Source organism: uncultured Muribaculum sp., from assembly GCF_910583865.1.
Lineage (GTDB): Bacteria > Bacteroidota > Bacteroidia > Bacteroidales > Muribaculaceae > Muribaculum.
In genome coordinates this window covers 7,071-30,943 of record NZ_CAJTYX010000009.1, presented here as the reverse complement: position 1 = coordinate 30,943, position 23,873 = coordinate 7,071, and the positions used below count along the sequence as shown (strand labels likewise).

Sequence of the window (23,873 nt, the reverse complement as noted above, 5' to 3'; positions counted from 1 at the left end):
ACGGGTCTGACTCGTCGGACGGGTCAGAGAGTTTTGCCACGGTCTCAGATTCTCTGTGTGCTCTGTGTGCGTTTAAAAGGTCAGTTTTCCTCGACGCTGCGCATCCACTCGCTGTCGCTGATGGAGTCCTCGGCAAGACCGGTCTCCGCACCGTACTCCTCGCCATGCTGCGATATGTCGAGTCCGATCTCCTCGCTGCGGCGCGACACACGCAATGGGATGATCTCGTTGGTAATCCAATACAGCAGGTAGCTTACGCCGAACGTGTAGACAAACACGATGAGCAGCACGATGATATGGTTCCAGAAGAACTCTCCGCGTGAAATCATGTCGGCATTCTGCGAGTCGAAGAAATCATAGGCGAAGTAGCCGGTGAGCACCGTGCCGAGTATGCCACCCAGGCCGTGGGTGGGAAACACGTCGAGAGCATCGTCAAGCATATGGCTATAGCCTTTCCAAGACACAGCAAGGTTGCAGCATATGGTGATGATGAAAGAGATGAACACGCTCTGTCCCACCGTGACCCATCCGGCGCAGGGGGTGATGGCCACAAGGCCTACCACGGCACCGATGGCGGCGCCCATGGCCGAGGGCTTGCGTCCGCGCAGGGCGTCGAAAGCCACCCATGTCACCATCGCCGTTGCGGCGGCGGTGTTGGTGTTCAGGAACGCCGCCACGGCTATGCCGTCGGCGGCCAGCGAGCTACCACCGTTGAACCCGAACCATCCGAGCCAGAGCAACGCGGCCCCGAGGAGCACGAACGGCACATTGGCCGGCTTGGCCGCCTGCTGCGAGGGGGTGCGGCGTCCCAGGAACAATGCTCCGGCAAGCGCGGCGATTCCGGAGGCGGCATGCACCACGATGCCGCCGGCGAAATCATGGACATGCATCATGGCGAAAAGCCCTTCGGGATGCCACGTGCAGTGGGCCAGCGGGCAGTAGACCACTATCACCCACAGCACCATGAAGAGCAGGTAGCCGGAGAAGTGCACGCGCTCGGCAAACGAACCTGTGATAAGCGACGGGGTGATGATGGCGAACTTCATCTGGAACAGCGCGAAAAGCGCCAGCGGAATCGTGGTCGTGGCGATTCCGATTTGCGACAACAGCGGCGAATCTGGGTTGGTGACATTATCCACACCGACCCCGTCAAACATGAAGAAGTCGCAAGGATTGCCGATGACATGGGCTATGTCGTTGCCGAAAGCCAGCCCGAAGCCGAACACGACCCATATCACGCTCACGAACCCCATGACGATGAAGCTCTGCAACATGGTAGAAATCACGTTCTTGACCCTCACCATGCCTCCATAGAAAAACGAGAGGCCCGGGGTCATCATCAAAACGAAGATAGTGGCGGTAATCATCCACGCCACGTTGGCAAACAGGTGGTTGTTGGGCATGTCGAATGTCCCGGCTCCCGACGTGCCCACAAGGCCCGTCACACTGATTGCAAGCAACAGCACGAACACGAAAAGCCATCCGTAGCTGATTTTACGTCCTTTAACAGTCATAAGTCAACAAATAAGCGGTTTATATTTACATAATACTTTTCATCTTATCACACATACGGCAATTTTCTCCATATCACACCACAAAATAAGCAAAAAGCCAGACAACAACCAAATTTACAAGCAAAAATCTTTTATATTAATTTCGCTGGGGAAGTAACGTTTTTTTACATCTGTATTTCACAGTCTTTTACGTAACTTTGTCGAATCATGGATGATTCGATACGAAAAGCTGCCATAACGCCCGATGTGGCGGGATTCACGGGAGGCATGTATGCCGAAGTGATACTCCCGTTGCCGCTCGGCACCACTTTCACCTACCGGCTTCCGTCAGAACTGGAGGGCAAAGTCGCCATAGGCAGCCGTGTGATAGTGCCGTTCGGACGCAAGAAGCTCTACACGGCCATCGTGTGCGGACTGACGCCAAGAGCGCCCGAAGGGATGGCCGTCAAGGACGTCATGACGGCTCTCGACCCGTGGCCTATATTACGCCATCCTCAACTGCGCCTTTGGGAATGGATCGGCGAGTACTATCTGTGTGCCATAGGCGATGTCATGAAAGCGGCGCTCCCCGCAGGGCTGAAGGTGGAGAGCGAGACATTCGTGGAGGTGACGCCCGACTATGAGGAGCCGGCAGACAGACGCCTTACAGAGACGGAGGCCGTGCTGATGCAGACTGTCGACCATATGGGCCGCGTGTCGGTGGCCGACCTCGAACGCCGCACCGGCATCACAAGCACCACCCAGACGGTGTCGCGCCTGGTGGAGCGCGGGGCGATGATGATTTCGGAAAAACTCGTGGAGCGGTACCGCGCCAAACGCGAGACCCTTGTAGGTCTTTCTTTCTCACGCGACGACGCCGAGGCGATGCACCGCGCCTTCGACTCCGTGCATGGCGCCCCGAAACAGGAACAGCTGCTCATAGCCCTCGTCGACATGCTCAACAAGCTGCGCCATGACCGGCGCGAGGAGACGGTGACGCGCTCCGACCTTCTCGCCGCCACCGGCCTAAGCCCGGCCATCGTGTCGGCGCTCGCCGCCAAAGGGATAGTGCGCGTGACCACACGCGAGGTCAACCGCTTCGTATTCTCGGGGATGGCCTCGGGGACTCCCCCGCGCCTCACCGAGCACCAGGCCGAGGCGCTCGACCGCATACACCTCGGATTTCTGAAAAGCGACGTGACGCTCCTCCACGGAGTGACATCAAGCGGCAAGACCGAGATCTACATCCACCTAATCGACTTCGTACTGCGCAAGGGGGAACAGGTGTTGTACCTCGTGCCAGAGATAGCACTGACCACACAGCTCACGCGCCGGCTGCAGCGGGTGTTCGGCGACAAGGTAGTGATATACCACTCGAAATTCTCCGACAACGAGCGCGTGGACATCTGGAAGAAGCTACTGCATGACAATTCGCCATGCGTGGTGATCGGCGCGCGCTCGTCCCTGTTTCTCCCCTACTCCCGGCTGGGCCTCGTGATCGTCGACGAGGAGCATGAGTCGAGCTACAAGCAATACGATCCCGCACCGCGCTACAACGCCCGCGACACGGCCATCGTGCTCGCATCGATGCATGGCGCAAAGACATTGCTGGGGAGCGCGACACCGTCGATAGAGACATACTACAAAGCCCTGTCGGGACGCTACGGCCTTGTGGAACTGACCGAGCGCTACGAGGGAGCGCGCCTGCCGGAAATCGAGATCGTCGACATGCTCGACGAGAAGAAGCGCGGGCTCACCACCGGGTCGCCGCTGTCGACGCGGTTGCTGCGCCTCACCCGCGAGGCGGTGGGACGCGGCGAGCAGGCCATCCTGTTCCACAACCGCAGGGGATTCGCCCCGGTAGTGATGTGCAAGCAGTGTGCCTACGTGCCGAAATGCCAGTACTGCGACGTGTCGCTCACCTACCACCGGCGGCAGGACGAGATGGTGTGCCACTACTGCGGGGCCACCTACAAGCTCCCCACGATATGCCCGTCATGCAAGGAACCGGCCATAGAGGTGTTCGGCTACGGCACGGAACGTCTGGAGGATATCGCCGACAACGCTTTCGGCGACACCAAGGTGCTGCGCATGGATCTCGACACCACGCGCAACAAGGAGGGGTACGAGCGTATCATCTCCGACTTCTCCGCAGGCAAGGCGCAGATACTCGTAGGCACGCAGATGGTGACAAAAGGGCTTGACTTCGGGGGCGTGAGCCTCGTGGGGGTGCTCAACGCCGACACCCTCATCAACTTCCCCGACTTCCGGTCGGCCGAGCGCGCGTTCAACATGCTTGAGCAGGTGGCAGGGCGTGCCGGGCGACGCGACGACACTCCCGGACGGGTGGTGGTGCAGACCACACAGCCCGACCATCCGGTGATAGGCTTCCTGCGCGGACATGACTACAAGGGATTCTATGCCCGCGAACTGGAGGAACGCCGGCTCTACAACTATCCTCCGTTCACCCGAGTGATAAACATCTACCTGAAGCACCGCGAACTGCCGGTAGTGGCCGACGCCGCGATGCGCTATGCCAAGCGCCTCCACGACCTCTTCGGCAACCGCGTGTTCGGGCCGGAAGAGCCCCACGTAGGGCGCGTCCAGTCGCTCTACATCCGCAAAATCATGCTCAAAGTGGAGACCGAGGCCTCCATGCGCAAGGTCAAGGACATCCTCCGCGCCGTCTACGAGGAGTTCATGGCCGAAAAATCCCTCCGCTCCATGCTCGTCTACTACGACGTCGACCCGATGTAACATTAGGGAGAATAAGGAGGATAAGGAGAGTAAGGACATTAAAGACAATGGGGACAATAAGGACATTAGGGAATTTATTGTCTTTATTGTCCCTAATGTCCTTATTGCCCCTAAGACCTCTAATGTCCTTGACCTGAACCTGGCCCGGTATCAGCGGGCGGACTCGCGGATTTTGTCGCGGACGAGGCGGTTGAAGTCGGCAGACTCGATCAGGGCCTCTACGGAGAGGTGCATGCGGTAGCGCCAGTAGTGGCGGGGGTTGGCGGGGATGTTGATCAGCTCCTCGCGCGGATCCTGACGGCGTAGCTCGCCAGACATCGAAAGCCAGTCCTGCAAGGGGAATATGGCGAGCATGGATGGCGCTTTAAGGTTGAGCGATATGATTTTCTCGCACACCCACGGCTCGGCATACTGTGGAGCCGTGCCGGGCTGGTGGAGCACTTCGTTGAAATAGCGCTGCGTGGTGTCGCGGGTCTCCTCCCACCATTGGCGTATTCCGCCCATGTCGTGGGTCGAGGTGGTGCACACCGACAGGTAGGGGTACGCCCACGTGTTGCCGAACGCAACCTGCGGATCCTTGGGCATGCGCTGTATCTCGAGCGAGAGCATCTGCAGACGGCTCATCACGGCAGGCACGCAGTCGGGTATCATGCCGAGATCCTCGGCGCAGGTGAGCATCGATGTGGCGTCGAGCAGCGGGGGGAGCTTCCACATGGCCTTGCCATACCAGAAATCGTTGTGGCGGCGGTAATAGAAGTCATTGTAGAGGCGGTTGAAACACCATTTCTCATAGTCGGTAAGCGAGCGGTAGACATATGTATGCTGCGCCGAGATGCGCGGATGGTACTTCCCCTTCTCATAGGGGTCCTCGATGAAAAGGACTTCGTCGATCAGCCCCATAAGGGCGTTGCAGAGGCGGTTGTTCTTGTCATCCTTCTCCTCGGAGGCAAAATAGTCGGCCACCTTGCGCTGAGTGTCAAACTCCGGGCGCAATGTGTAGCGCCCGTTTCCGGCATCGAGAAGGAAACGTTTGCGCGCCTCGTCGGTGTATTCACCGAAAAAGTCATAGAGGAAATAGTCGCAGATGTAGGGACGTGTCTGCATGTCGACGTTGAGCCAGAAATCGTAGTCGCTGCGCAGCTCCTCGGGAGTAAACGGCAACGCAGGGTTGAACACGCCGAGCAGGCCGTGGACTGCGTCCATCGGAATCTGCCATATGCGGAAGAACCCGAGCACATGGTCGATGCGGTATGCGTCGAAGTAGTCGGCCATCTTGCGGAAACGAGCCTTCCACCAGGCGAACCCGTCGCGCGACATCTCCTCCCAATTGTAGGTGGGAAATCCCCAGTTCTGGCCGAGCACCGAGAAATCATCCGGCGGCGCACCGGCCTGACAGTCCATGTTGAACAGGCGCGGATTGATCCACGCGTCGGCGCTGTCTCGCGATATGCCGATAGGTATGTCGCCCTTGAACGCCACTCCATGGGAGCGGGCGTAGTCATGTACGGCACGCATCTGCCGGTCGAGATGATACTGCACATAGCATACGAAATCGACCTCTTCGGCATGGGCGGCCATAAAGGCATTGACCTTGGCGGCATCGTAGACGGCATATTCTCCCCATTGGCTGAAGTCGGGAGTGCCGTTGAGGTCGCGCAGCACGCAGAAAGCGGCATACGGGCGAAGCCATTCGCCGTTTGCGCTACAGAACTCCTTGAAGCTGTCGCTGTCGAGGGTGTCGCGCCCCTGCTCGGCGAATATCTCGCGCATGTAGGCAAGCTTGGCGTTGTTGACACGCTCGTACTCGACCGTAGGACTTGCGTTAAGCTCGCGGCGCAGGTCGTCGTAGTAGCGCATGCGCCCTTCGTCGGCGAGGCGTCCGAGCTGCTCCAGGCGCATATACATGGGATGCAGGGCGAAGGTAGAGCAAGCGTTATAGGGATATGAATCGGTCCACGTGTGGGTCATCGTGGTGTCATTGATCGGGAGTATCTGTAGGAACTTCTGTCCTGTGACGACAGCCCAGTCGACCATCTTCATAAGGTCGAAGAAGTCGCCGACACCGAAATCCTCCTCCGTGCGCACGGAAAACGCGGGTATCGCCACACCTGCACATCGCCATGCCGGACGCGAGTTGACCATGCGCTGTCCGAGCACGAATAGAGCGTCGTGCTTGTGGGCAGGCACGATGTTCATAACCCTGTTGTCGCCACCCTCCCAGACCTTCAAGGCGTGGGTCTCCTTGTCGAGAACCACAAACTTGTAGCGGAACGGCAGCGACACCTCGCGCAGGTCGATGCTCACGGCCCAACGGGGGAAATCGTGGTTGTTCATCACCAGTGCTTTCGCGGGATCCCACGCGCCGAGGGTCTCGTCGTCGCCACAGAGGGCCACCACCTCGTCGCTCCCCACCATGGGGGCCTCGACATCGATGGTGACAGTGCCGCCGACCACGGGCATAGGCTCGTCGCGGCTATCGCGGCGGTTCATGCACTCGGTGAACACCGACGAATAATACGGTTTGTCAGACGGCAGCTCCTGCCAATGGTCGTAAATCTCATATCCCGCCACGTCGATGCCCGGGAGGAAACGATGCGGCGCGCCCCACTCACGGCGCACGTAGCCGTTGTCGTGGCGCACGATATAGCAGTAGCCGAACGCGCCGGTGTCGTCGGGAAGCTCGACTTCGAGAGTCCAGCGTCCCACGCCGTCCATCTCAAGCTTGCGCGCCTCATCCTCGTTGCCGCCGCCCAGCGCCGGACAATCGCCGACGACATACAGCCACTCGCCCCAGTTCGTGCGGTAGTCAATGTTTAAAGTAAGTTTCATGCTATTGTGTCTATTCGGTTTCTTCTATCTTCAGAATCATGGGGTTGGCCGGGAGAAAAGCCGTGACCCACACAATAATACAATATGTTATCACGGGTAAAGTTAATGAAAAAACGGGAATTAACGTATTTTCAGCAAAAATTAAGTTTTAAACCTGAATATACGCCCGTGTACGTGCTGCATTTTGTAACTTTGCAGGACCTATGAGACAGATTTCGAACCGCACAAAAGGATATGCGTGCGCGGCCATCGCCGCCTGCACCTACGGAATCAACCCGTTGCTCGCCCTCCCGTTATATGCCGAGGGGATGAATGCCGACAGCGTGCTTTTCTTCCGTTACGGCTTCGCCACGGTGATGCTGTGGGTGATAATGCACGCCATGCGCAAGCCGTTCAGCTTACAGAGACGCCAGCTTCCGGCGATGACAATCGCAGCCATATTGATGGCATTGTCGTCGCTGCTCCTCTTCGAGGCCTACAACCATATGGACGTAGGGATAGCGTCGACGCTGCTCTTCGTCTATCCTGTGATGGTGGCGCTGATCAACACCATATTCTACCGCGAACGCCTGTCGGCGGTCACCATCTCGGCCATCGCCATGGCCACCGCCGGGATAATGCTGCTTTACCGGGGCGACGGAACCGCCACTCTCAGCGTCACAGGCACGGTGCTCGTGATGCTCTCGGCGCTCTCCTATGCCGTCTACATGGTGGCCGTCAACCGCACGAGCCTGTGCCGTATGGACTCCATGCCCATGACATTCTATTCCGTGGCCATAGGCATCGCAGTTTTCGTGGCCGGCATGGCGTGGCATGGATTCACGCCCGTAACCGGGACACTTGGCTGGACGTGCGCACTCTCGCTCGCCCTTTTCCCAACCATCGTGTCATTGATAGCCATGGTCGCGGCCATCCATAAGATAGGCTCTACACCGACGGCCATACTCGGCGCGCTGGAGCCGGTGACGGCGTTGGTGATCGGCGTATGCGTGTTCGGCGAGCACCTGAGCCTCGGCGCCTGCATCGGCATCGTGCTCGTGGTCGGCTCGGTCACCATGCTCATCGCCGCACGCCCTGCAGCACGCCTCGTCAAGCAATTCATCCACTCCCGTCGCCGCCACTGACCCCTTCGCCCGGAAACATTATTGCTTCCGATATGGTTTCCTATATGAGAAACTTTTTATAAATTCGCAACATGAACACAAATCTCAAAAAATAGGGAAACTGCTGACCATCCGGAGAAAAAGCAAAGGGATGACCCAAGATGAGGTCGGCTCGATAATAGGATTGCAAAAGTCAATCGTATCGAAGGTAGAAACGGGTTCTTGTCTAAATTTCAACACCATCACCCGCATCGCGAATGCCCTCGAAGTCGAGCCGATCGTGGAACTCAAACCTGTAAAAAAGGCAGACAAGACCATAATAGAGTATGTCATGACGGCAATAATCGAGTTTGCAAAAAGTCATGACCTTACCATTCGCGAGGCAAGCAACTACCTCAACCGTTTCAGGGGAATCGAATTCCTTACCGAATTTTACGATGTGGAACATACATTGTCGTTCAACGATTGTGTCAATGACCTTACGATAGTATGTCAAAACAACGGAGGGGAGATAAAATGACACTGTATCATGGTTCCAACATAGAGATTGACCGTATCGATCTTGATAAATGCCGGCCATACAAGGACTTCGGCAAAGGATTTTACCTGACCGACATTCGCCGGCAGGCCGAACGCATGGCGGCGAGAACCGTGAAGATGTTCCGAGGCGAGCCCACGCTTACATCTTATGAATTCGACCCGGAGGAAGCAGCCAGACAAGGGTTACGAATAAAGATTTTCAATTCGCCGGACGAGGAATGGGCACGTTTCATAATGGACAACCGCGATATCAACGTCAAACAGCCATGCCACTACTACGACATCGTGATCGGCCCGGTAGCTGATGACACAATCGCCCGGCTGCTCCGTATGTTCACGGAAAATTTCATCAGCGAGCAACAGCTCGTAAAAGAGCTTACATTCTCGGAAACCACCTCACAATATTTCTTTCATACGGAGGCAACGATAAAGATGCTGAAAAAGATATGAACCAGGATACTGCACGCTACCTGTTCGAGGGTATATCATCAGATGTCGTCCGCTATCTCATAGAACGCGACGGCATGGATCTGGCGGAAGCGATATCCACCTTCCATAATTCCGAAACTTTCGCCAAGCTTGAAGATTTCGAGACCGGACTTTACATCGAAAGTCCGGCATACGTGTACGATCTGCTCCGGTCCGAGCTGAAAAACGGCCGCCTTATCCAATAGCCTTACGAATTCATGTCATCCCGAGTTCGAGTTCCGGACTTCGATCATCGTACTTAAGTAATCAGATAAATGACAGCATGGAACGAATTGGTGGAGAAATGCGGGGAAAGGGGGTAATTATTGGAAGTAAATCACTAAATTTGCATACTGACATATCCCAAACAATGAACTGATTTAAACTTATTACAAATTAACATTCAGCGGCTGTTTGCGAGGCGATTTTGAGCTTTTCGAGGGAGCGATGGGGTTCCATCGTGACCGAGAAAAGAGAAGAAATCGACCGGAAACAGGCCTGAAGGTTAACGATAAGGCTTACATCAGTTCTGGATTTAACATTTTGTAATAAGTTTAAATCAGTTCAATATCCCTTTAGAAGATGGAAGCGACAAAGCGCCGCCTGCTGCTTATAATCAACCCTATATCGGGACTCGGAAGCAAAGAGACTTTCGAGCCGCTCGTGCGTAGAAGCCTCGAACCGCTCGGCTACGAGATAAAGACCGTGTACACATGCGCCCGGGGCGACGCCACGCGTCTGGCCGGGCAGGCCGTCAAAGAGGGGTACTACGGAGTGCTTGCCGCCGGAGGCGACGGCACCGTCAACGAGACGGCGCGCGCCTTGTGCCACACGTCGACCGCCCTTGGCATCATACCATGCGGCTCGGGCAACGGCCTTGCCCGTCACCTCGGCATACCTATCGACCCTGCCGCCGCCGTGAAGATCATCGCCGAAGGCCACGTGACAGATAGCGACTTCGGCGCCGTCAACGGAAGGCCTTTCTTCTGCACTTTCGGCGTGGGGTTCGACGCCGCCGTAAGCTCCAACTTCGCCAGGCAGCACCGCCGCGGCCCGCTCACCTACATAAGGAGCGCCATCGCCGAGTATGTGAAATTTCACCCGCAGGTCTACACCGTGAGCGCCAACGGACACGTGCTTACCGAGAAGGCCTTCCTGATAGCCGTGTGCAACGCATCGCAGTACGGCAACAACGCCTACATCGCCCCCCGCGCGTCGATCACCGACGGCGAGCTTGACATCACCATAATCCATGCCGGCAACCCGCTCGACACGGCCATGGTGGGCATGGACCTCTTCACCGGCTACATCAACCAGAACACCCTCATCCACTCGTTCCGCGCGCCGGCAGCGGTGATCTACCGCCAGCACACCGGACCGGCGCATCTCGACGGAGAGCCGCTGACCATCGACGACACAATGGAGATAAAGTGCCACCCCGCCGGACTGCGCATCTTCACACCCGAGCAGGAGATCACATTCCGCCCGCTCATCACCCCCATCGAGAATGCCGCAAGGGATATCGCATGTTCTGTAACACGGCTTTTCAACAGAAAATAGGCCTTGCAAAAGCGCTTTCCCCGACCGGAAATGCGCTTTTCGATTTTTTTTGGAATTTTTTTTGCATAAGCGACGGAAAAACCGTAACATTGTGAAATCAAAATACAGAACGCCGCAAGCCGACATTCTCTCTTCTCACGGCGGAAGCTTTCGGATTATGGTATGAACACTCTGAAAACAAGCATCCATCATCCTTCGATTTTAACCTGACCTCTGTATTCAGAGCCTTGAAAACCAAACTAAAACTAAAAATTCTAACCATATCATCAAATGAGTTATCTTAAATTTGATAAAAACCTCATGATTAACTTGGAGCAATCGCTGAACAAAGAGATGCTCCGCACTAATCAGGCCGGCGCTTATCACTGCTCATCAATCGTAGGGTGCAACACCCGCAAGCAGCACGGTCTGTTGGTGATTCCGGTTCCGGAACTCGGCAACAAGAACTACGTGATGCTGTCGTCGCTCGACGAGACGGTAATCCAGCACGGCGCACCGTTCAACCTCGGGCTCCACCGCTACCAGGGCGGCGTCTACAGCCCTAACGGGCACAAGTACATCCGTGAATACGACTGCGAGACCGTGCCTCGTACCACTTACCGCGTGGGAGGCGTGATCCTCACCAAGGAAGCCATCTTCATCTCGCAGGAAAACCGTATCCTGATACGCTACACGCTCGTCGACGCTCACTCCGACACCACACTTCAGTTCCGTCCGTTCCTCGCCTTCCGCGAGGCCAACGAGCTCGTGGTACAGAACAACCGTCTCAACCAGGACTTCACGGAGGTCGACAACGGAGTGGGCTTCTGCCTTTATCCGGGATTCCCGACGCTCTACATGCAGTTCAACCACAAGGCCAAGTGGGTAAGCGACCCCAACTGGTACAACGGCATCGAATATGTCAAGGACCTGCAGCGCGGCATCCCCTACACCGAGGACCTCTGGGTGCCCGGCTATTTCGAGATACCTATAAAGAAAGGCGAGTCGATCATCTTCTCGGCAGGAACGAGCGAGGCGAAACCACGCTCACTGAGCAAGCTGTATGAAACCGAGATTGCAGGCCGCACACGCCGCACCTCGTTCTACAACTGCCTGAAGAACGCCGCCAAGCAGTTCTATATAAAGGAAGGGAAGGACATGTATCTCATCTCCGGCTATCCATGGGGATCGATACGCGCCCGCGACACTTTCATGGCCCTCCCCGGCTGTACGCTCGCCATCGACCATTTCGACGACTTCCATTCGATAATGGGCACTATCCTGAAGGCGCTCAACAACTATATGGACAACGAGATGCTCGACGAGCGCATCCACGGCATCGACCTGCCCGACATACCGCTGTGGTGCATCTGGGCCATCCAGCAGTATGCACGCTCGCAAGGCATCGAGGCCGCACGCAAGGAGTATCTGCCCGAGGTGGCACGCATACTCGACTGGATCATCGCCGGCGGACATCCCAACCTCGCCGTGGAGACCAACGGACTGGTAGGGACCACCGGCACCAACACCCCCGTCTCGTGGATGAACGCCACCTCCAACGGTTGGCCGCTCATACCGCGCACAGGCCTGTTGGTAGAGTTCAATGCACTCTGGTACAACGCACTGATGTTTGCCTGCGCCCTTGCCGCCGACGTTCCCGGATATGAGAAGCGCCGCGACGAGTGGACCACTCTCGTCGACGAGGCCAAGCCGGCATTCATCGACACGTTCCTCAACGAGCACGGCTACCTCTACGACTATGTGAACGGCACCTACGCCGACCCCTCCGTGCGTCCCAACATGGCCGTGGCCATCGGACTCGATTATTCGCCGCTCGACCGCAAGCAGCGCAAAGGCGTGCTCGACGTGGTGACCCGCGAGCTCCTGACCCCCAAGGGGCTGCGTACCCTCTCGCCTAAGAGCTACGGCTACCGTCCATTCTATGTAGGCTCGCCGCAGGAACGCGAGCAGGCCTACCACAACGGCCCTGCACGCCCGTGGCTCATCGGCGCATATGCCGACGCCTACCTCAAGGTCTACGGCCACTCCGGCGTAGGCTACATCGACCGCATGCTCATAGGCTTCGAAGATGAAATGAGCCAGAACTGCATAGCTACCGTATCGCAGATGTACGACGGCAACCCGCCCTACAGCGGACACGGCGCTATATCGCAGGTGTCGAACGTGGCCGAAGTGCTCCGCACCATCCGCACTCTCAAGAAGTTAAACATGTAATCACCCTCTGCCAATGAAAGCATTAATGTTCGGGTGGGAATTCCCCCCTCATATCCTCGGCGGTCTGGGCACTGCCAGCTATGGTCTCACCAAAGGCATGTGGGAGTGCGGCGACATGGACATAACTTTCGTCATCCCCAAGCCCTGGGGTGACGAGGACCGCTCTTTTGCAAAGATAATCGGCGCGTCGCAGGTTCCCGTAGGATGGCGCGACGTCAGCCGCGAGTATGTCGAGAGCCGTATCGGCAACGTGATGGATCCCGACGAATACTTCCGTCTGCGCGACCACATCTATGCCGACTTCAACTATATGCGCCTCAACGACCTGGGATGCATCGAATTCTCCGGCCGCTATCCCGACAACCTGCTGGAGGAGATCAACAACTACTCTATCTGCGCCGGAGTGATCGCACGCACCGAGGAGTTCGACGTGATCCATTCCCACGACTGGCTGACATACCCCGCCGGCATCCACGCCAAGCAGGTCACCGGCAAGCCGATGGTGATCCACGTGCACGCCACCGACTTCGACCGCTCGCGCGGCAACGTCAACCCGACAGTGTTCAATATCGAGCGCGACGGCATGCTCCACGCCGACCACATCATCACCGTCAGCAACCTGACGCGCAACACCGTGATCGACAAGTACGGTATCGACCCCGCCAAGGTGACCACCGTGCACAACGCCGTCACCCCGCTCAGCGAGGACCTGCTCAACGTCAACCCGCCGCGATGCAAGGAGAAAGTCGTCACTTTCCTTGGCCGCATCACCATGCAGAAAGGCCCGGAATACTTTGTGGAGGCAGCCGCCAAGGTGCTGCGCAACAATCCTCACGTACGCTTCGTGATGGCCGGCAGCGGCGACATGATGGACAAGATGATCGACCTGGCCGCCGCACGCGGCATAGCGGACCGATTCCACTTCCCGGGATTCCAGAAAGGCAAACAGGTCTACGAAATGCTGAAAGCAAGCGATGTCTACGTGATGCCTTCAGTGTCGGAGCCGTTCGGCATATCTCCTCTCGAGGCCATGCAGATGGGAGTGCCCTCTATCATCTCCAAGCAGAGCGGATGCGCTGAAATCCTCACCAATGTAATCAAAACCGACTACTGGGACATCGACGCAATGGCCGATGCGATCAACGCCATAGTGAGCTACCCCGCCATGCACGACCAGCTGAAGGAGGACGGACTCGCAGAGGTGAACCAGATTACATGGGACAAGGCCGGACGCAAGGTAATAAACATCTACAACCAGGTGCTCCACCGCAACTGACCCGACCAACGGAGAATAAACTAACCAATACCATAGAATAAATTAAAAAAATACCATATAGGCTTATGAAAGCTATCTGCTTCTATTTCCAGATCCATCAGCCCTTCCGTCTAAAACGCTACCGCTTCTTCGACATCGGCAACGACCATTACTACGACGACGAGTTCACCAACGAGGACATACTCTCGCGCATAGCCCACCGCAGCTACATCCCCGCCGCCGAATCGCTCCTGCGCATGATCGAGGAGAGCAAGGGCAAGTTCCGCTGTGCCATCTCCCTGACCGGCGTCGTCATCGAGCAGCTTGAAATCTACGTGCCCGAGTTCCTCGACCTCCTAAAGAAGCTTGCCGACACAGGTTGCGTGGAATTCCTCGCCGAGACCTATTCCCACTCGCTGGCGTCGCTCACCGATCCAGAAGAATTCCAGGCCCAGGTCAAGGCCCACGACCAGCTCATCTACGAGAAGTTCGGCCAGCATCCCAAGGTGCTCCGCAACACCGAGCTTATCTACTGCGATGAAATGGCCCCGATGATCCACGAGATGGGCTACAAAGGCGTGATCACCGAAGGTGCAAAGCATATCCTCGGATGGAAGTCGCCCAACTACGTCTACCAGGCAGCTTCATGCCCCAAGCTGAAGCTCTTGCTGAAAAACGACAAGCTCTCCGACGATGTGGCCCGCAACTTCTCCAACCCTTCGTGGGAGGCCTACCCCCTCACCGCCGACAAGTACATGGACTGGATCGCCTCGACACCCGCCGACGAGCAGGTAGTGAACCTATTCATGAACCTGGAGACATTCGGCGACTTCCAGCCGCGCGAGACGGGCATCTTCCAGTTCCTCGAAGCTCTTCCGCGCTTTGCCGCAGAGCGTGGCGTAGAGTTCATCACGCCCTCCGACGCCATCAGCAAGCTCAAGCCTGTGGCCGAACTTAGCGTGCTCCACCCCATATCCTGGGCCGACGAAGCCCGCGACACCTCGGCATGGCTCGGCAACAAGCTCCAGAACGAGGCGTTCAACAAGCTCTACTCCGTGGCCGAACGCGTGCGCCTATGCACCGACCGCCGCCTGAAGCAGGACTGGAACCACCTGCAGTCGTCGGACCACTTCTTCTACATGTCGACCAAGCACTTCAACGACGGTGCGGCGCATGCCATGTTCTCGCCCTACGAGACACCCTACCAGGCATTCACCAACTACATGAACGTGCTTGCCGACTTCCTCGTGCGCGTAGACGAGCAGTATCCCAAGTCGATCGACAACGAAGAGCTCAACGCCCTCCTCTCTACCATCAACAACCAGAACTCGGAGATCGAGATGCTCAACAAGGAGCTTCAGTCGATGCGCAACAACCTTGAGCATCTCAACGAGGAGCATGCCACCCGTGCCGCCGTGGCCGAAGGCAAGAAGCTCGACGAGAACCTCAAGGTAGAAGAGGCCGCTCCCGCCGCAAAGGCGAAGCGTGGACGCAAGCCGGCTGCTGAAAAAGCTCCCAAGTCCGAAAAGAAGCCTCGCGCCACCAAAAAGGCCAAGGCCGACGGACAGGAATAATCACATGCTACCCCCCCTTCGGGAACAAGCTACCGGAGGCTGTGTCACACGACACAGCCTCTCTCGTTTTATACAACAAATGATTCCGGCATAGCGAAATCGGACCATGGCGAGCATAAAGCCGCATATTTGGTAAAAATTTGTTAATAATGCTCATTTTTGTTGGGATAATTTTGCAATTTACCAAAGTGTCCGTATCTTTGCATCAGTTTTTCATGGTATTAGATTTAAGGTAAAAAGATTATTCGTCGTGATGACGAGTAATTTTTTTATTTTATGGGCATACCTATTCCCAGGTTCGTTTTTAACATAAAAAATATGCAGCCTTTAACAATTCATATGGATGACTGACAATTTCAACTCATATATCGACTCTCCCGCCGTGGCCTATTGGCGTGACCTTTGCCTGAAGGAAGGCATTCCACGCCATTATGACAAGGGGGAGGATTTCTTCACAGCGGGATACGTGGCACAGTATCTGGGATTCATCCGATCGGGGACTCTCAAATATGTGGCGTATGGGCACGACGGCTCGGAACATGTGTTGGGATTGGAATTCACCGGAGAATTCGTAGCCGATTTCCCTTTCTCATTCAGAAACATCCCGGCCAGGACTTCGGTCGTCGCCACGACACCGTGCGACATACTCTGCATCCCGACCGCGACGATAGGTGACCGTATTGACAAAGACAGCGAGCTGAAAGATATTGTCATGATCAGTACAGAAGCTGTGTTTTCGACCGTCTACGACCGTTATGCGGCCCTATACGCAAAATCTCCGCAGGAGCGCTATAACGATCTCATCACGAAGCATCCCGACCTGTTCAATCTGTTTTCATTGAAGGATATCGCCTCTTTCCTCAAAATCACACCCACCCATCTAAGCCGCCTCCGGAAGAATATCAACCTCTAATATTTCAACATTTGTTGAGACAGAATTACACTTTACACCTTAAATTTGTGCCTTGAATCCAAAAGAGTCATCAATATGAAGAATATCTATGCCTTTGCGGTAGCTTTATCATGCTGCGGGGCATCCCTCATGGCACAGACAGAGACAACGGATACTGTGGCGGCGACACAGCAACTCAAAGAGGTCGTGATCGAGGCGCCCAAAGTAGTCCGCAAGGCCGACATGGATGTCTACCATCCATCGCAGAGCGCATTGGAGGCATCCAAGAATGGCATGCAGCTGCTCAACAACCTCATGATTCCGTCACTGACGGTCAACGACGCCCTCGGGACCATACAGGCCGCAGGAGAGTCAGTGCAGGTGCGCATCAACGGCAGAGAGTCGTCCATCGACCAGGTCAGGGCGTTGCTCCCCGAAAGCATCAAGCGCGTGGAGTGGATGGACAATCCCGGACTAAGGTACGGAGGGGCGAACTACGTATTGAACTTCATCGTGGCCAATCCCACACTCGGAGGCTCACTGCAGTTGCGAGCACAACCGGCACTCAACGAGGCATGGGGATATTATATGGCCGATGTAAAAATCAATTCAGGACGTTCGCAATGGAGTGCCGGACTGCACTACAAGATGACAGAGAATTTGAAAACGCATCGCGACTATACCGAGACGTTCACATATCCCGACGGCAGTGTGCTTCGACGAGATGAAACTTCGCGCGGAGGCCACCTTGACAATTCTTTCATGCGGCCATACGTTTCCTATAGCTATGTCAAGCCTGATACCACAGTGTTTATGGCCGAGATCAACACTTTCCATAAATTTTCCGACAAATTTCTTTACAACGGGCTGCTCTCGCTCAGCAATGACGCCGACGATATCTTGCTCACCGATTCCCACGGTGACAAAGGCACAACGCCTTATCTCTCGCTATATCTTCAGCAGCATTTTGCTAATAAACAGATGCTTGTTGTAGATTTTAACAGTTCGTTATATTTCGGCCGTTCATACTCCGATTATATGGAGCAACTGCCGGGCGCTACCGGTTATCTGACCGACATCCATACCAACATCAAGGACCGCAACCAGGCTTACGGCATCGAAGCCGACTACATCAAGAACTGGGACAAATCGCGGCTTACCGCAGGGGCATCATACAAGGCCAACCGCAACAGGTCGCGGTATGAGAACCTCGGGGGCGCCATATTCCATCAGCGCCAGGACAGAGTATATTTCTTCGCCGAATATCTCCAACGCTTCGGGAAATGGACCGCCACGGCTGGAATCGGCGCGCAATACACCGACTTCTATTTCAAGGAATCATCGCGGGGCAACCACTCATGGAGCGCACGCCCCCAGGCCACGGTCACCTACTCGTTGAATCAGAACCACAACTTCCGTCTCAACTTCACCTCATGGCAGTCGACGCCGTCGCTTGCCGAGACCAATCCCGTGCCGCAACAGCTCGACGGCTTCCAATGGCGCATAGGCAACACGAACATCCGGACGGCCAACTCCTACATGCTTACTTTCCGCTACGGCTTCAACCTGCCGAGGGTAAACGGCTCTTTCGGCATACGCGCCTTCACTTCGCCCAACGCGATCACCCCGCTGCTGCAATGGATGGATGACCGGCTCGTAACCACCTACGAAAACAGCCGGGGGCTACAGAACCTGTCGTTCTTCTTATACCCGCAGATCGAGGTGCTTCCGGGCTGGGTGACCCTCAGCGGAGGTGTGCAGTACCGAATGGAACGGATGCGCGGCACCGGTTATGACCACCACAACAACGCATGGAGCGGCAACGTGAACCTGCAGGTGACCCATTGGGGATTCATCCTCTCCGGAATGTACGTCCGCGCACAGCATGACCTGTGGGGAGAAAAAATAAGCTGGGGCGAGAACATCAGCATGATCGACCTGGCATATAACTGGAAAAACTGGCAGTTCAGCGCCGGCATGATCATGCCCTTCGGAAGATACGACCAGGGGTCGCGGTCACTGAGCAAGTGGAACACCAACGAGCAGCATATGCGCCTCGACATGCGTATGCCGTACATATCCGTAAGCTACAACGTGCAGTGGGGCCGACAGAAACGCGGAGTCAACAAACTCGTCAACGCAGACGCCAAGACCGACGCCTCTACCGCAGGCGGCCGATAAATGTGGCACTCACGCTCGGCAAAACCAAATAAATTTGGCTTTGCACTCGACTTATCCGTATCTTTGACTATCGCCTTAGATACTTACGCTCGGCAAAGCCCAAATAAATTTGGCTTTGCACTCGACTTATCCGTATCTTTGCGCCAATAAAGATATCCTATGCCACCACGCCATATCGAACTGCTGTCGCCGGCACGCAATGCCGACATCGCCCGCGCCGCCATCGACTGCGGAGCCGATGCCGTCTACATCGGTGCTGACCGATTCGGAGCACGCGCCGCCGCCGGCAATCCGGTCGACGAGATAGCGGCCCTGTGCGACTATGCGCACCGCTTCGACGCACGCATCTACGCCACCCTCAACACCATCATATATGAGAACGAACTACGCGACGCCGAGCGTCTCGCCACAAGCCTGTGGCGAGACGGGGTCGACGCGCTGATAGTGCAGGATATGGCAATGCTGCGTCTCGACCTGCCGCCCATAGCTCTGCACGCCTCGACACAATGCGACATACGCACACCGGAAAAGGCGCGCTTCCTTGCGCAACTCGGCTTCAGCCAGCTCGTGCTGCCGCGCGAACTCACGCTCGACGAGATACGTGCCGTGAAAGAGGCGGTGCCCGACACCGCCCTTGAGGCATTCGTCCATGGCGCGCTGTGCGTGAGCTACAGCGGCGACTGCCAGGCAAGCTATTTCGCGGGAGGACGCAGCGCCAACCGTGGAGAGTGCGCCCAGATATGCCGCCTTCCATTCACGCTGCTCGACGGTGACGACCGTCCAGTCGACAGCATCCCGCGCCACTACCTGTCGCTCCGCGACTTGCGGCGTGCCGGCTCAATCCTGCCGATGATGGATGCGGGCATATCCTCGTTCAAGATCGAGGGGAGGCTGAAGGACGAGGCATATGTCAAGAACGTGACAGCATTCTACCGCCATGCCGTCGACGAGGCGATAGCCGCCGCACCCGACATCTACCGCCGCAGCTCCGCCGGCCAAAGCGAGATTCCGTTTACGCCGGCGCTCGAAAAGAGTTTCAACAGAGGATTCACGTCCTACTTCCTCGACGAAGCGCGACCGACAACGAAAATGGCATCCATGCGCACTCCGAAATCGCAGGGCGAACCGGTAGGGAAAGTCGTGCGCACGCGCCCCGACGGGTCAATCGATGTGTCGCTGCTCACGCGTCTCGCCAACGGCGACGGCCTTGGCTACTTCAACGCGGCCGGACTTTTCTCGGGCTTCCGGGCCAACCGAGTGGATGGATCGCGCATATTCCCGGCCTCCAGGGTGACACCGACGCCCGGCACAGTGCTCTACCGCAACAGCGACACGGCATTCGAGCGCGAAGTGTCACGCCCTGCCATCCGCACCATATGGCTCGACATGCGGCTGCGCCCGACAAGCACCGACGGGATAGCCATCGACCTTACCGACGAGCGCGGCACGTCAGTGACCACCATCGCGCGCGACATCCCCCTATCGGCAGCGCGCACCCCACAGGCCGACGCGCAACGGCGTGTGCTCGCCAAGCTCGGCGGCACGATCTACCGCGTGCGCGATATTGACAACCGTGCCACTTCCGGAATATTCATCCCGGCATCGATACTCACTGCGCTGCGGCGCGACGCAATCGCGTTGCTCGACCGCAACGCGAAAATCAACTACCGGCGTGAACCCAGGCGCAAGGAGGATCCACAGGTCGTGTGGCCGTCAGGCACCACGCTGTCGCGCCATGCCAACGTGGCCAACACATTGGCTGAAAAGGTCTACCGCGACCATGGTGTGACGGGGAAGATAGAGCCTGCGGCGGAAACATCGACAATACGCAGCGAAGCGGAACCGACCGTGATGACCACGCGCTACTGCCTGCGCCGCGAGCTTGGCGCATGCCTGCGCACTCCCGGGTGCGCCTCGCTGAAAGGGCCGCTAAAGCTGGTGGCGGATATGTCAGGCGAGCGCCGGCTGATGCTGCGCCTCGACTTCGACTGCGCGGCATGCCGCATGCATGTGGTGAAACTTTAAAACACCGGAAAGTCAGGAACTCCTTCCCGACGGCTCAGTCCCTGCGCGTAAGCACGAAATGACGGGTGATTGACTCGGGGATTTCCGGCCTGTAGTGGGTGATGTAGACGATGGATGGCGAATCGCGGCGTGCAATCTCATTGACCACGGCGCGCACGGCACGTTTCCTCGCCGCATCAAGCCCGTGGAGCGGCTCGTCGAATATGAGCAGGTCGGGATGTTTGATGAACGTGCGCGCGATAAGCACCAGGCGCTGCATCCCTGCCGACAAGGTACGATAAGGGGTGCCCGCCATCCCCTCCATGTGGAACAGCCGCAGCCACCGCATTGCCTCTTCCGCAGCGGCGGCAGATACGGAGCCGAAGCCACCCGAAGTGTCGCGCAATCCCTGCGCCACCACCTGCAGCACCGTACCCCCGGAGCGGAAGTACAGGTGCATCTCCGGCGACACGTAGCCGATGCGCCGCTTTATATCCCATATGCTCTCGCCGGAACCGCGACGCCTGTCAAATATGGTTATGTCATTGGAATAAGCCTGCGGGTTGTCAGCAAAGACAAGGCTAAGGAGCAATGACTTCCCGGCTCCGTTAGGGCCTTCGAGCGCCCATCCCTCGCCACACTTCACCGTCCAGTCGACATGCTCAAGGATTGTGCGTGTGCCATAGGCGACACGGCAGTCATGCAGGGCGAACGTCACGTCGTGGGGCGCGACCGGGGCCGGACGCGAAGGAATCGCCCTGAGGTCTACGGCATAATCCATCATTGCCCATGCGGCCTCGCGCACACCTGTGACCGACACGCCATCAGCCGCAGCAATCGGCTCCCCCACCGACATATCCTCGATGGGGATGAACATGTCGGTGAAATCGGGAATCTCCACAGGGTTGCACAGCAGAAGCATGACCGACGTCCCGGAGGCAGCCACCTCGCGCAGGGTGTCGTTGAACACGTCGCGGGAGGCGGCATCAAGCCCGATATACGGATTGTCGAGCACGAGCAGGTCAGGAGCGTCAAGGAGAGTGTTGACGAGCAACAGCTTGCGCAGCTCCCCGCTCGACAGGTAATTGATCTTCTTGTCAGCTATGTCGCCGAGCGAGAAACGCCGGGACAGTTCGCCCCACCGGGGCATCTGCATGCGCGCCCCGAGCAGAGCGCCAACAGTAGGCACGTCATCGTTCATGGTGGCCTCCATGCGCTGCTGGTAATACTCAGTATGGAAGCCGGCGAGAGAATGTATGTCGGAGAACTCGATCATCCTCACCGTCGGTTTCTGCGCCCTCGGCGTGGTGATGCGGTTAGTAGTGATGTTCCACCCCTTCTCGATAATGTTGCCGAGTGTCGACTTGCCCGATCCGTTGGGACCGAACAGCACCGCGACACCCTCGGGAATCACGATGTCGCGCGGGACGGTAATCCGGCATAAACGCCATGTCAGCGACGGAGCGCAAATGGTCAGCAGTTCCTTCATTCCAATTGTTTTTCTATGCTCCTTCCATTATGCCCCGGCCACCGACGCGATAAATGCGCGCATCTCCGGAGTGTGCCTGTCGACACTATGGAGCAACTTCATCTGGGCACGGGTACGTACGAGATTGTGGTCGGGATATTGTATCTTATAATATGTGTCGCCATTGATATAGTCGGCGAGAAAGCGCACCGCCTGCATGTAGGGGAACATCGCGGCTGCGTAAGGCAGATTGTCAATTTCCACCGGAGTAAGAAACGTCCGTGCAGACGAGAGGTAACCTTCGGTGAAGGCACGGAATATGTCCATGTCGAACTCCACACGCGAAAGGTCGCGGTCATCCTCGTCGCCTTTGTTGGCTCCGGTGCGCAGGAAGTCGCCGTAGTCGCTGAACACGTAGCTCGGCATCACCGTGTCGAGGTCGATCACGCAAAGCACCTGCCCATGCTCGTCAAACATCATGTTGTTGACCTTCGTGTCGCAGTGGCATATGCGCTTTGGCAGCTTCCCTTCACGATGAAGCCTCTCGGCAAGACACATCTCATCGGCACGGCTCTCAATCTCTTCGAGAATGTCGCGCACGCCCTCCACGCGTCCGGCCTTGTCGAGCGCCACGGCCTCGCGGAGCTGGCGCAGACGCAGCTCCATGTTGTGGAAATCGGGAATGCTCTCCTTCAGGTCGGCATCCATGTCGACGAGCATCGCCTGGAACTCGCCGAAGGCCCTGCCGGCGTCGCGCGACGACTCCGGAGTGACGGCTTCGAGAGTGTGCGCCCCGGGGATGAACGCCATCATGCGCCAATAGCTCTCACCGTCGAAATGATACGTCTTGCCTCCACCTCTAACAGGAATGAAACGCAGCACCTTGCGGTCGATATCATCCGCGCCGCTCTCCTCAAGCTTACGGCGTATATGCGCAGTGACAGCCTCGATGTTGGACTGTAGCACGTCGACATCGGTGAATATATGATGGTTGATGCGCTGCAGCACATAGTCGGGCATGTCCGCCTCCTCCGTGCGCACCACATAAGTGTCATTGATAAGACCGTTGCCGAGAGGCTTAACGCTCCCGACAGTTCCCTCGGTGGCAAACCGTGCCACAATACCGTTGAAGTCAGCCATGATATATTGATCGGATTTTTAACCTTATTGTAAATTTCAATCCTCAAATTTACTCATTTCCCCGCACAAACCACTCCATATCATCCAATTTATTGCTTGAATGCCATTTACCCCAGTTTATAATATAGGACAAAACATGCAATCAACCTTGTTTAATATCCCAGTATCCGCCTTTCTTAGAGCCAACATAGCGGACTATCTCGGAGAGAATGGAGAGTTCACGTTCGATTGTTTTGGTGGCAACGCCGATTGCCTTTGCTATCTCGGCACGGGTGATATGAGGATTCTCGCTGATGAAGTTTATTATTTGTTGCTGTCGCCCGGTTAAATTTTTAGCGACATTTTTAGCGACATTTTTAGCGACATTTTTAGCGACATTTTTAGCGACATTTTTA

General features: G+C 56.6%; 17 protein-coding genes. 12 read left to right on the top strand and 5 right to left on the bottom strand.

Annotated elements, in window-relative coordinates; genetic code table 11:
• Positions 1–80: 80 nt before the first annotated feature.
• Entirely contained in the window at positions 81–1,514 is a 1,434-nt protein-coding gene (locus QZ303_RS03335; RefSeq protein WP_295729068.1) for an ammonium transporter, read from the bottom strand.
• 207 nt (positions 1,515–1,721) lie between these two features.
• On the opposite strand from QZ303_RS03335, the gene priA reads away from it, so the two are divergent.
• On the top strand, positions 1,722–4,250 hold the full coding sequence (gene priA / locus QZ303_RS03330; protein ID WP_295729065.1) for a primosomal protein N': 2,529 nt from the start codon (positions 1,722–1,724) through the stop codon (positions 4,248–4,250).
• Between the two features lie 150 nt (positions 4,251–4,400).
• Here the strand turns inward: priA and QZ303_RS03325 are convergent, their stop codons facing one another.
• Positions 4,401–7,079, bottom strand: a complete 2,679-nt coding sequence (locus QZ303_RS03325; RefSeq protein ID WP_295729062.1) for a 4-alpha-glucanotransferase — start codon at positions 7,077–7,079, stop codon at positions 4,401–4,403.
• Positions 7,080–7,282: 203 nt separating this feature from the next.
• Here QZ303_RS03325 and QZ303_RS03320 point away from each other — a divergent pair, with 203 nt between their 5' ends.
• The 11 genes from QZ303_RS03320 (at position 7,283) to QZ303_RS03270 (ending at position 20,891) form a co-directional block, all read left to right on the top strand.
• Positions 7,283–8,203, top strand: coding sequence for an EamA family transporter (locus tag QZ303_RS03320; protein WP_295729059.1), 921 nt, complete (start codon positions 7,283–7,285; stop codon positions 8,201–8,203).
• Positions 8,204–8,261: 58 nt separating this feature from the next.
• A complete protein-coding gene (locus QZ303_RS03315) occupies positions 8,262–8,702 on the top strand; it encodes a DUF3791 domain-containing protein (protein ID WP_295729192.1) in 441 nt (146 codons plus the stop codon).
• Positions 8,699–9,172, top strand: a complete 474-nt coding sequence (locus tag QZ303_RS03310) for a DUF3990 domain-containing protein (RefSeq protein WP_295729056.1) — start codon at positions 8,699–8,701, stop codon at positions 9,170–9,172. Before QZ303_RS03315 ends, QZ303_RS03310 begins: the two co-directional genes overlap by 4 nt.
• The gene (locus QZ303_RS03305) at positions 9,169–9,396 is read left to right on the top strand and encodes a hypothetical protein (protein ID WP_295729054.1); all 228 of its coding nucleotides are present in this window, start codon (positions 9,169–9,171) and stop codon (positions 9,394–9,396) included. The genes QZ303_RS03310 and QZ303_RS03305 overlap by 4 nt, the downstream gene beginning before the upstream one ends.
• 376 nt (positions 9,397–9,772) lie before the next feature.
• Positions 9,773–10,750, top strand: coding sequence for a diacylglycerol kinase family protein (locus QZ303_RS03300; RefSeq protein ID WP_295729051.1), 978 nt, complete (start codon positions 9,773–9,775; stop codon positions 10,748–10,750).
• A gap of 270 nt (positions 10,751–11,020) precedes the next feature.
• Positions 11,021–12,964, top strand: coding sequence for a glycogen debranching enzyme N-terminal domain-containing protein (locus tag QZ303_RS03295; RefSeq protein WP_295729048.1), 1,944 nt, complete (start codon positions 11,021–11,023; stop codon positions 12,962–12,964).
• Between the two features lie 13 nt (positions 12,965–12,977).
• The gene (locus QZ303_RS03290; protein WP_295729046.1) at positions 12,978–14,240 is read left to right on the top strand and encodes a glycosyltransferase; all 1,263 of its coding nucleotides are present in this window, start codon (positions 12,978–12,980) and stop codon (positions 14,238–14,240) included.
• 65 nt (positions 14,241–14,305) lie between these two features.
• Positions 14,306–15,793 (top strand): glycoside hydrolase family 57 protein, encoded by a 1,488-nt coding sequence (locus QZ303_RS03285; RefSeq protein WP_295729044.1) that lies wholly within the window; start codon positions 14,306–14,308, stop codon positions 15,791–15,793.
• Between the two features lie 343 nt (positions 15,794–16,136).
• Positions 16,137–16,706 (top strand): Crp/Fnr family transcriptional regulator, encoded by a 570-nt coding sequence (locus tag QZ303_RS03280; RefSeq protein WP_295729041.1) that lies wholly within the window; start codon positions 16,137–16,139, stop codon positions 16,704–16,706.
• 75 nt (positions 16,707–16,781) lie between these two features.
• A complete protein-coding gene (locus tag QZ303_RS03275; protein WP_295729039.1) occupies positions 16,782–18,866 on the top strand; it encodes a hypothetical protein in 2,085 nt (694 codons plus the stop codon).
• 159 nt (positions 18,867–19,025) lie between these two features.
• Complete coding sequence (locus tag QZ303_RS03270) at positions 19,026–20,891, top strand: U32 family peptidase (RefSeq protein ID WP_295729038.1); 1,866 nt, start codon at positions 19,026–19,028, stop codon at positions 20,889–20,891.
• Between the two features lie 34 nt (positions 20,892–20,925).
• Here QZ303_RS03270 and QZ303_RS03265 read toward each other — a convergent pair whose 3' ends face one another.
• The 3 genes from QZ303_RS03265 to QZ303_RS03255 form a co-directional block, all read right to left on the bottom strand.
• Complete coding sequence (locus QZ303_RS03265) at positions 20,926–22,359, bottom strand: ATP-binding cassette domain-containing protein (RefSeq protein WP_295729036.1); 1,434 nt, start codon at positions 22,357–22,359, stop codon at positions 20,926–20,928.
• A gap of 27 nt (positions 22,360–22,386) precedes the next feature.
• Complete coding sequence (locus QZ303_RS03260) at positions 22,387–23,478, bottom strand: phosphotransferase enzyme family protein (protein WP_295729034.1); 1,092 nt, start codon at positions 23,476–23,478, stop codon at positions 22,387–22,389.
• A gap of 142 nt (positions 23,479–23,620) precedes the next feature.
• Positions 23,621–23,873, bottom strand: a 253-nt coding sequence (locus QZ303_RS03255) for an HTH domain-containing protein (protein ID WP_295729029.1), incomplete at its 5' end; no start/stop codon positions are given.

Excerpts from the sequence above, each read along its gene's own strand:
- QZ303_RS03335 (WP_295729068.1), bottom strand. The coding sequence starts at position 1,514 with ATGACTGTTAAAGGACGTAAAATCAGCTACGGATGGCTTTTCGTGTTC.
- priA (WP_295729065.1), top strand. The coding sequence starts at position 1,722 with ATGGATGATTCGATACGAAAAGCTGCCATAACGCCCGATGTGGCGGGA.
- QZ303_RS03325 (WP_295729062.1), bottom strand. The coding sequence starts at position 7,079 with ATGAAACTTACTTTAAACATTGACTACCGCACGAACTGGGGCGAGTGG.
- QZ303_RS03320 (WP_295729059.1), top strand. The coding sequence starts at position 7,283 with ATGAGACAGATTTCGAACCGCACAAAAGGATATGCGTGCGCGGCCATC.
- QZ303_RS03310 (WP_295729056.1), top strand. The coding sequence starts at position 8,699 with ATGACACTGTATCATGGTTCCAACATAGAGATTGACCGTATCGATCTT.
- QZ303_RS03305 (WP_295729054.1), top strand. The coding sequence starts at position 9,169 with ATGAACCAGGATACTGCACGCTACCTGTTCGAGGGTATATCATCAGAT.
- QZ303_RS03300 (WP_295729051.1), top strand. The coding sequence starts at position 9,773 with ATGGAAGCGACAAAGCGCCGCCTGCTGCTTATAATCAACCCTATATCG.
- QZ303_RS03295 (WP_295729048.1), top strand. The coding sequence starts at position 11,021 with ATGAGTTATCTTAAATTTGATAAAAACCTCATGATTAACTTGGAGCAA.
- QZ303_RS03290 (WP_295729046.1), top strand. The coding sequence starts at position 12,978 with ATGAAAGCATTAATGTTCGGGTGGGAATTCCCCCCTCATATCCTCGGC.
- QZ303_RS03285 (WP_295729044.1), top strand. The coding sequence starts at position 14,306 with ATGAAAGCTATCTGCTTCTATTTCCAGATCCATCAGCCCTTCCGTCTA.
- QZ303_RS03280 (WP_295729041.1), top strand. The coding sequence starts at position 16,137 with ATGACTGACAATTTCAACTCATATATCGACTCTCCCGCCGTGGCCTAT.
- QZ303_RS03275 (WP_295729039.1), top strand. The coding sequence starts at position 16,782 with ATGAAGAATATCTATGCCTTTGCGGTAGCTTTATCATGCTGCGGGGCA.
- QZ303_RS03270 (WP_295729038.1), top strand. The coding sequence starts at position 19,026 with ATGCCACCACGCCATATCGAACTGCTGTCGCCGGCACGCAATGCCGAC.
- QZ303_RS03265 (WP_295729036.1), bottom strand. The coding sequence starts at position 22,359 with ATGAAGGAACTGCTGACCATTTGCGCTCCGTCGCTGACATGGCGTTTA.
- QZ303_RS03260 (WP_295729034.1), bottom strand. The coding sequence starts at position 23,478 with ATGGCTGACTTCAACGGTATTGTGGCACGGTTTGCCACCGAGGGAACT.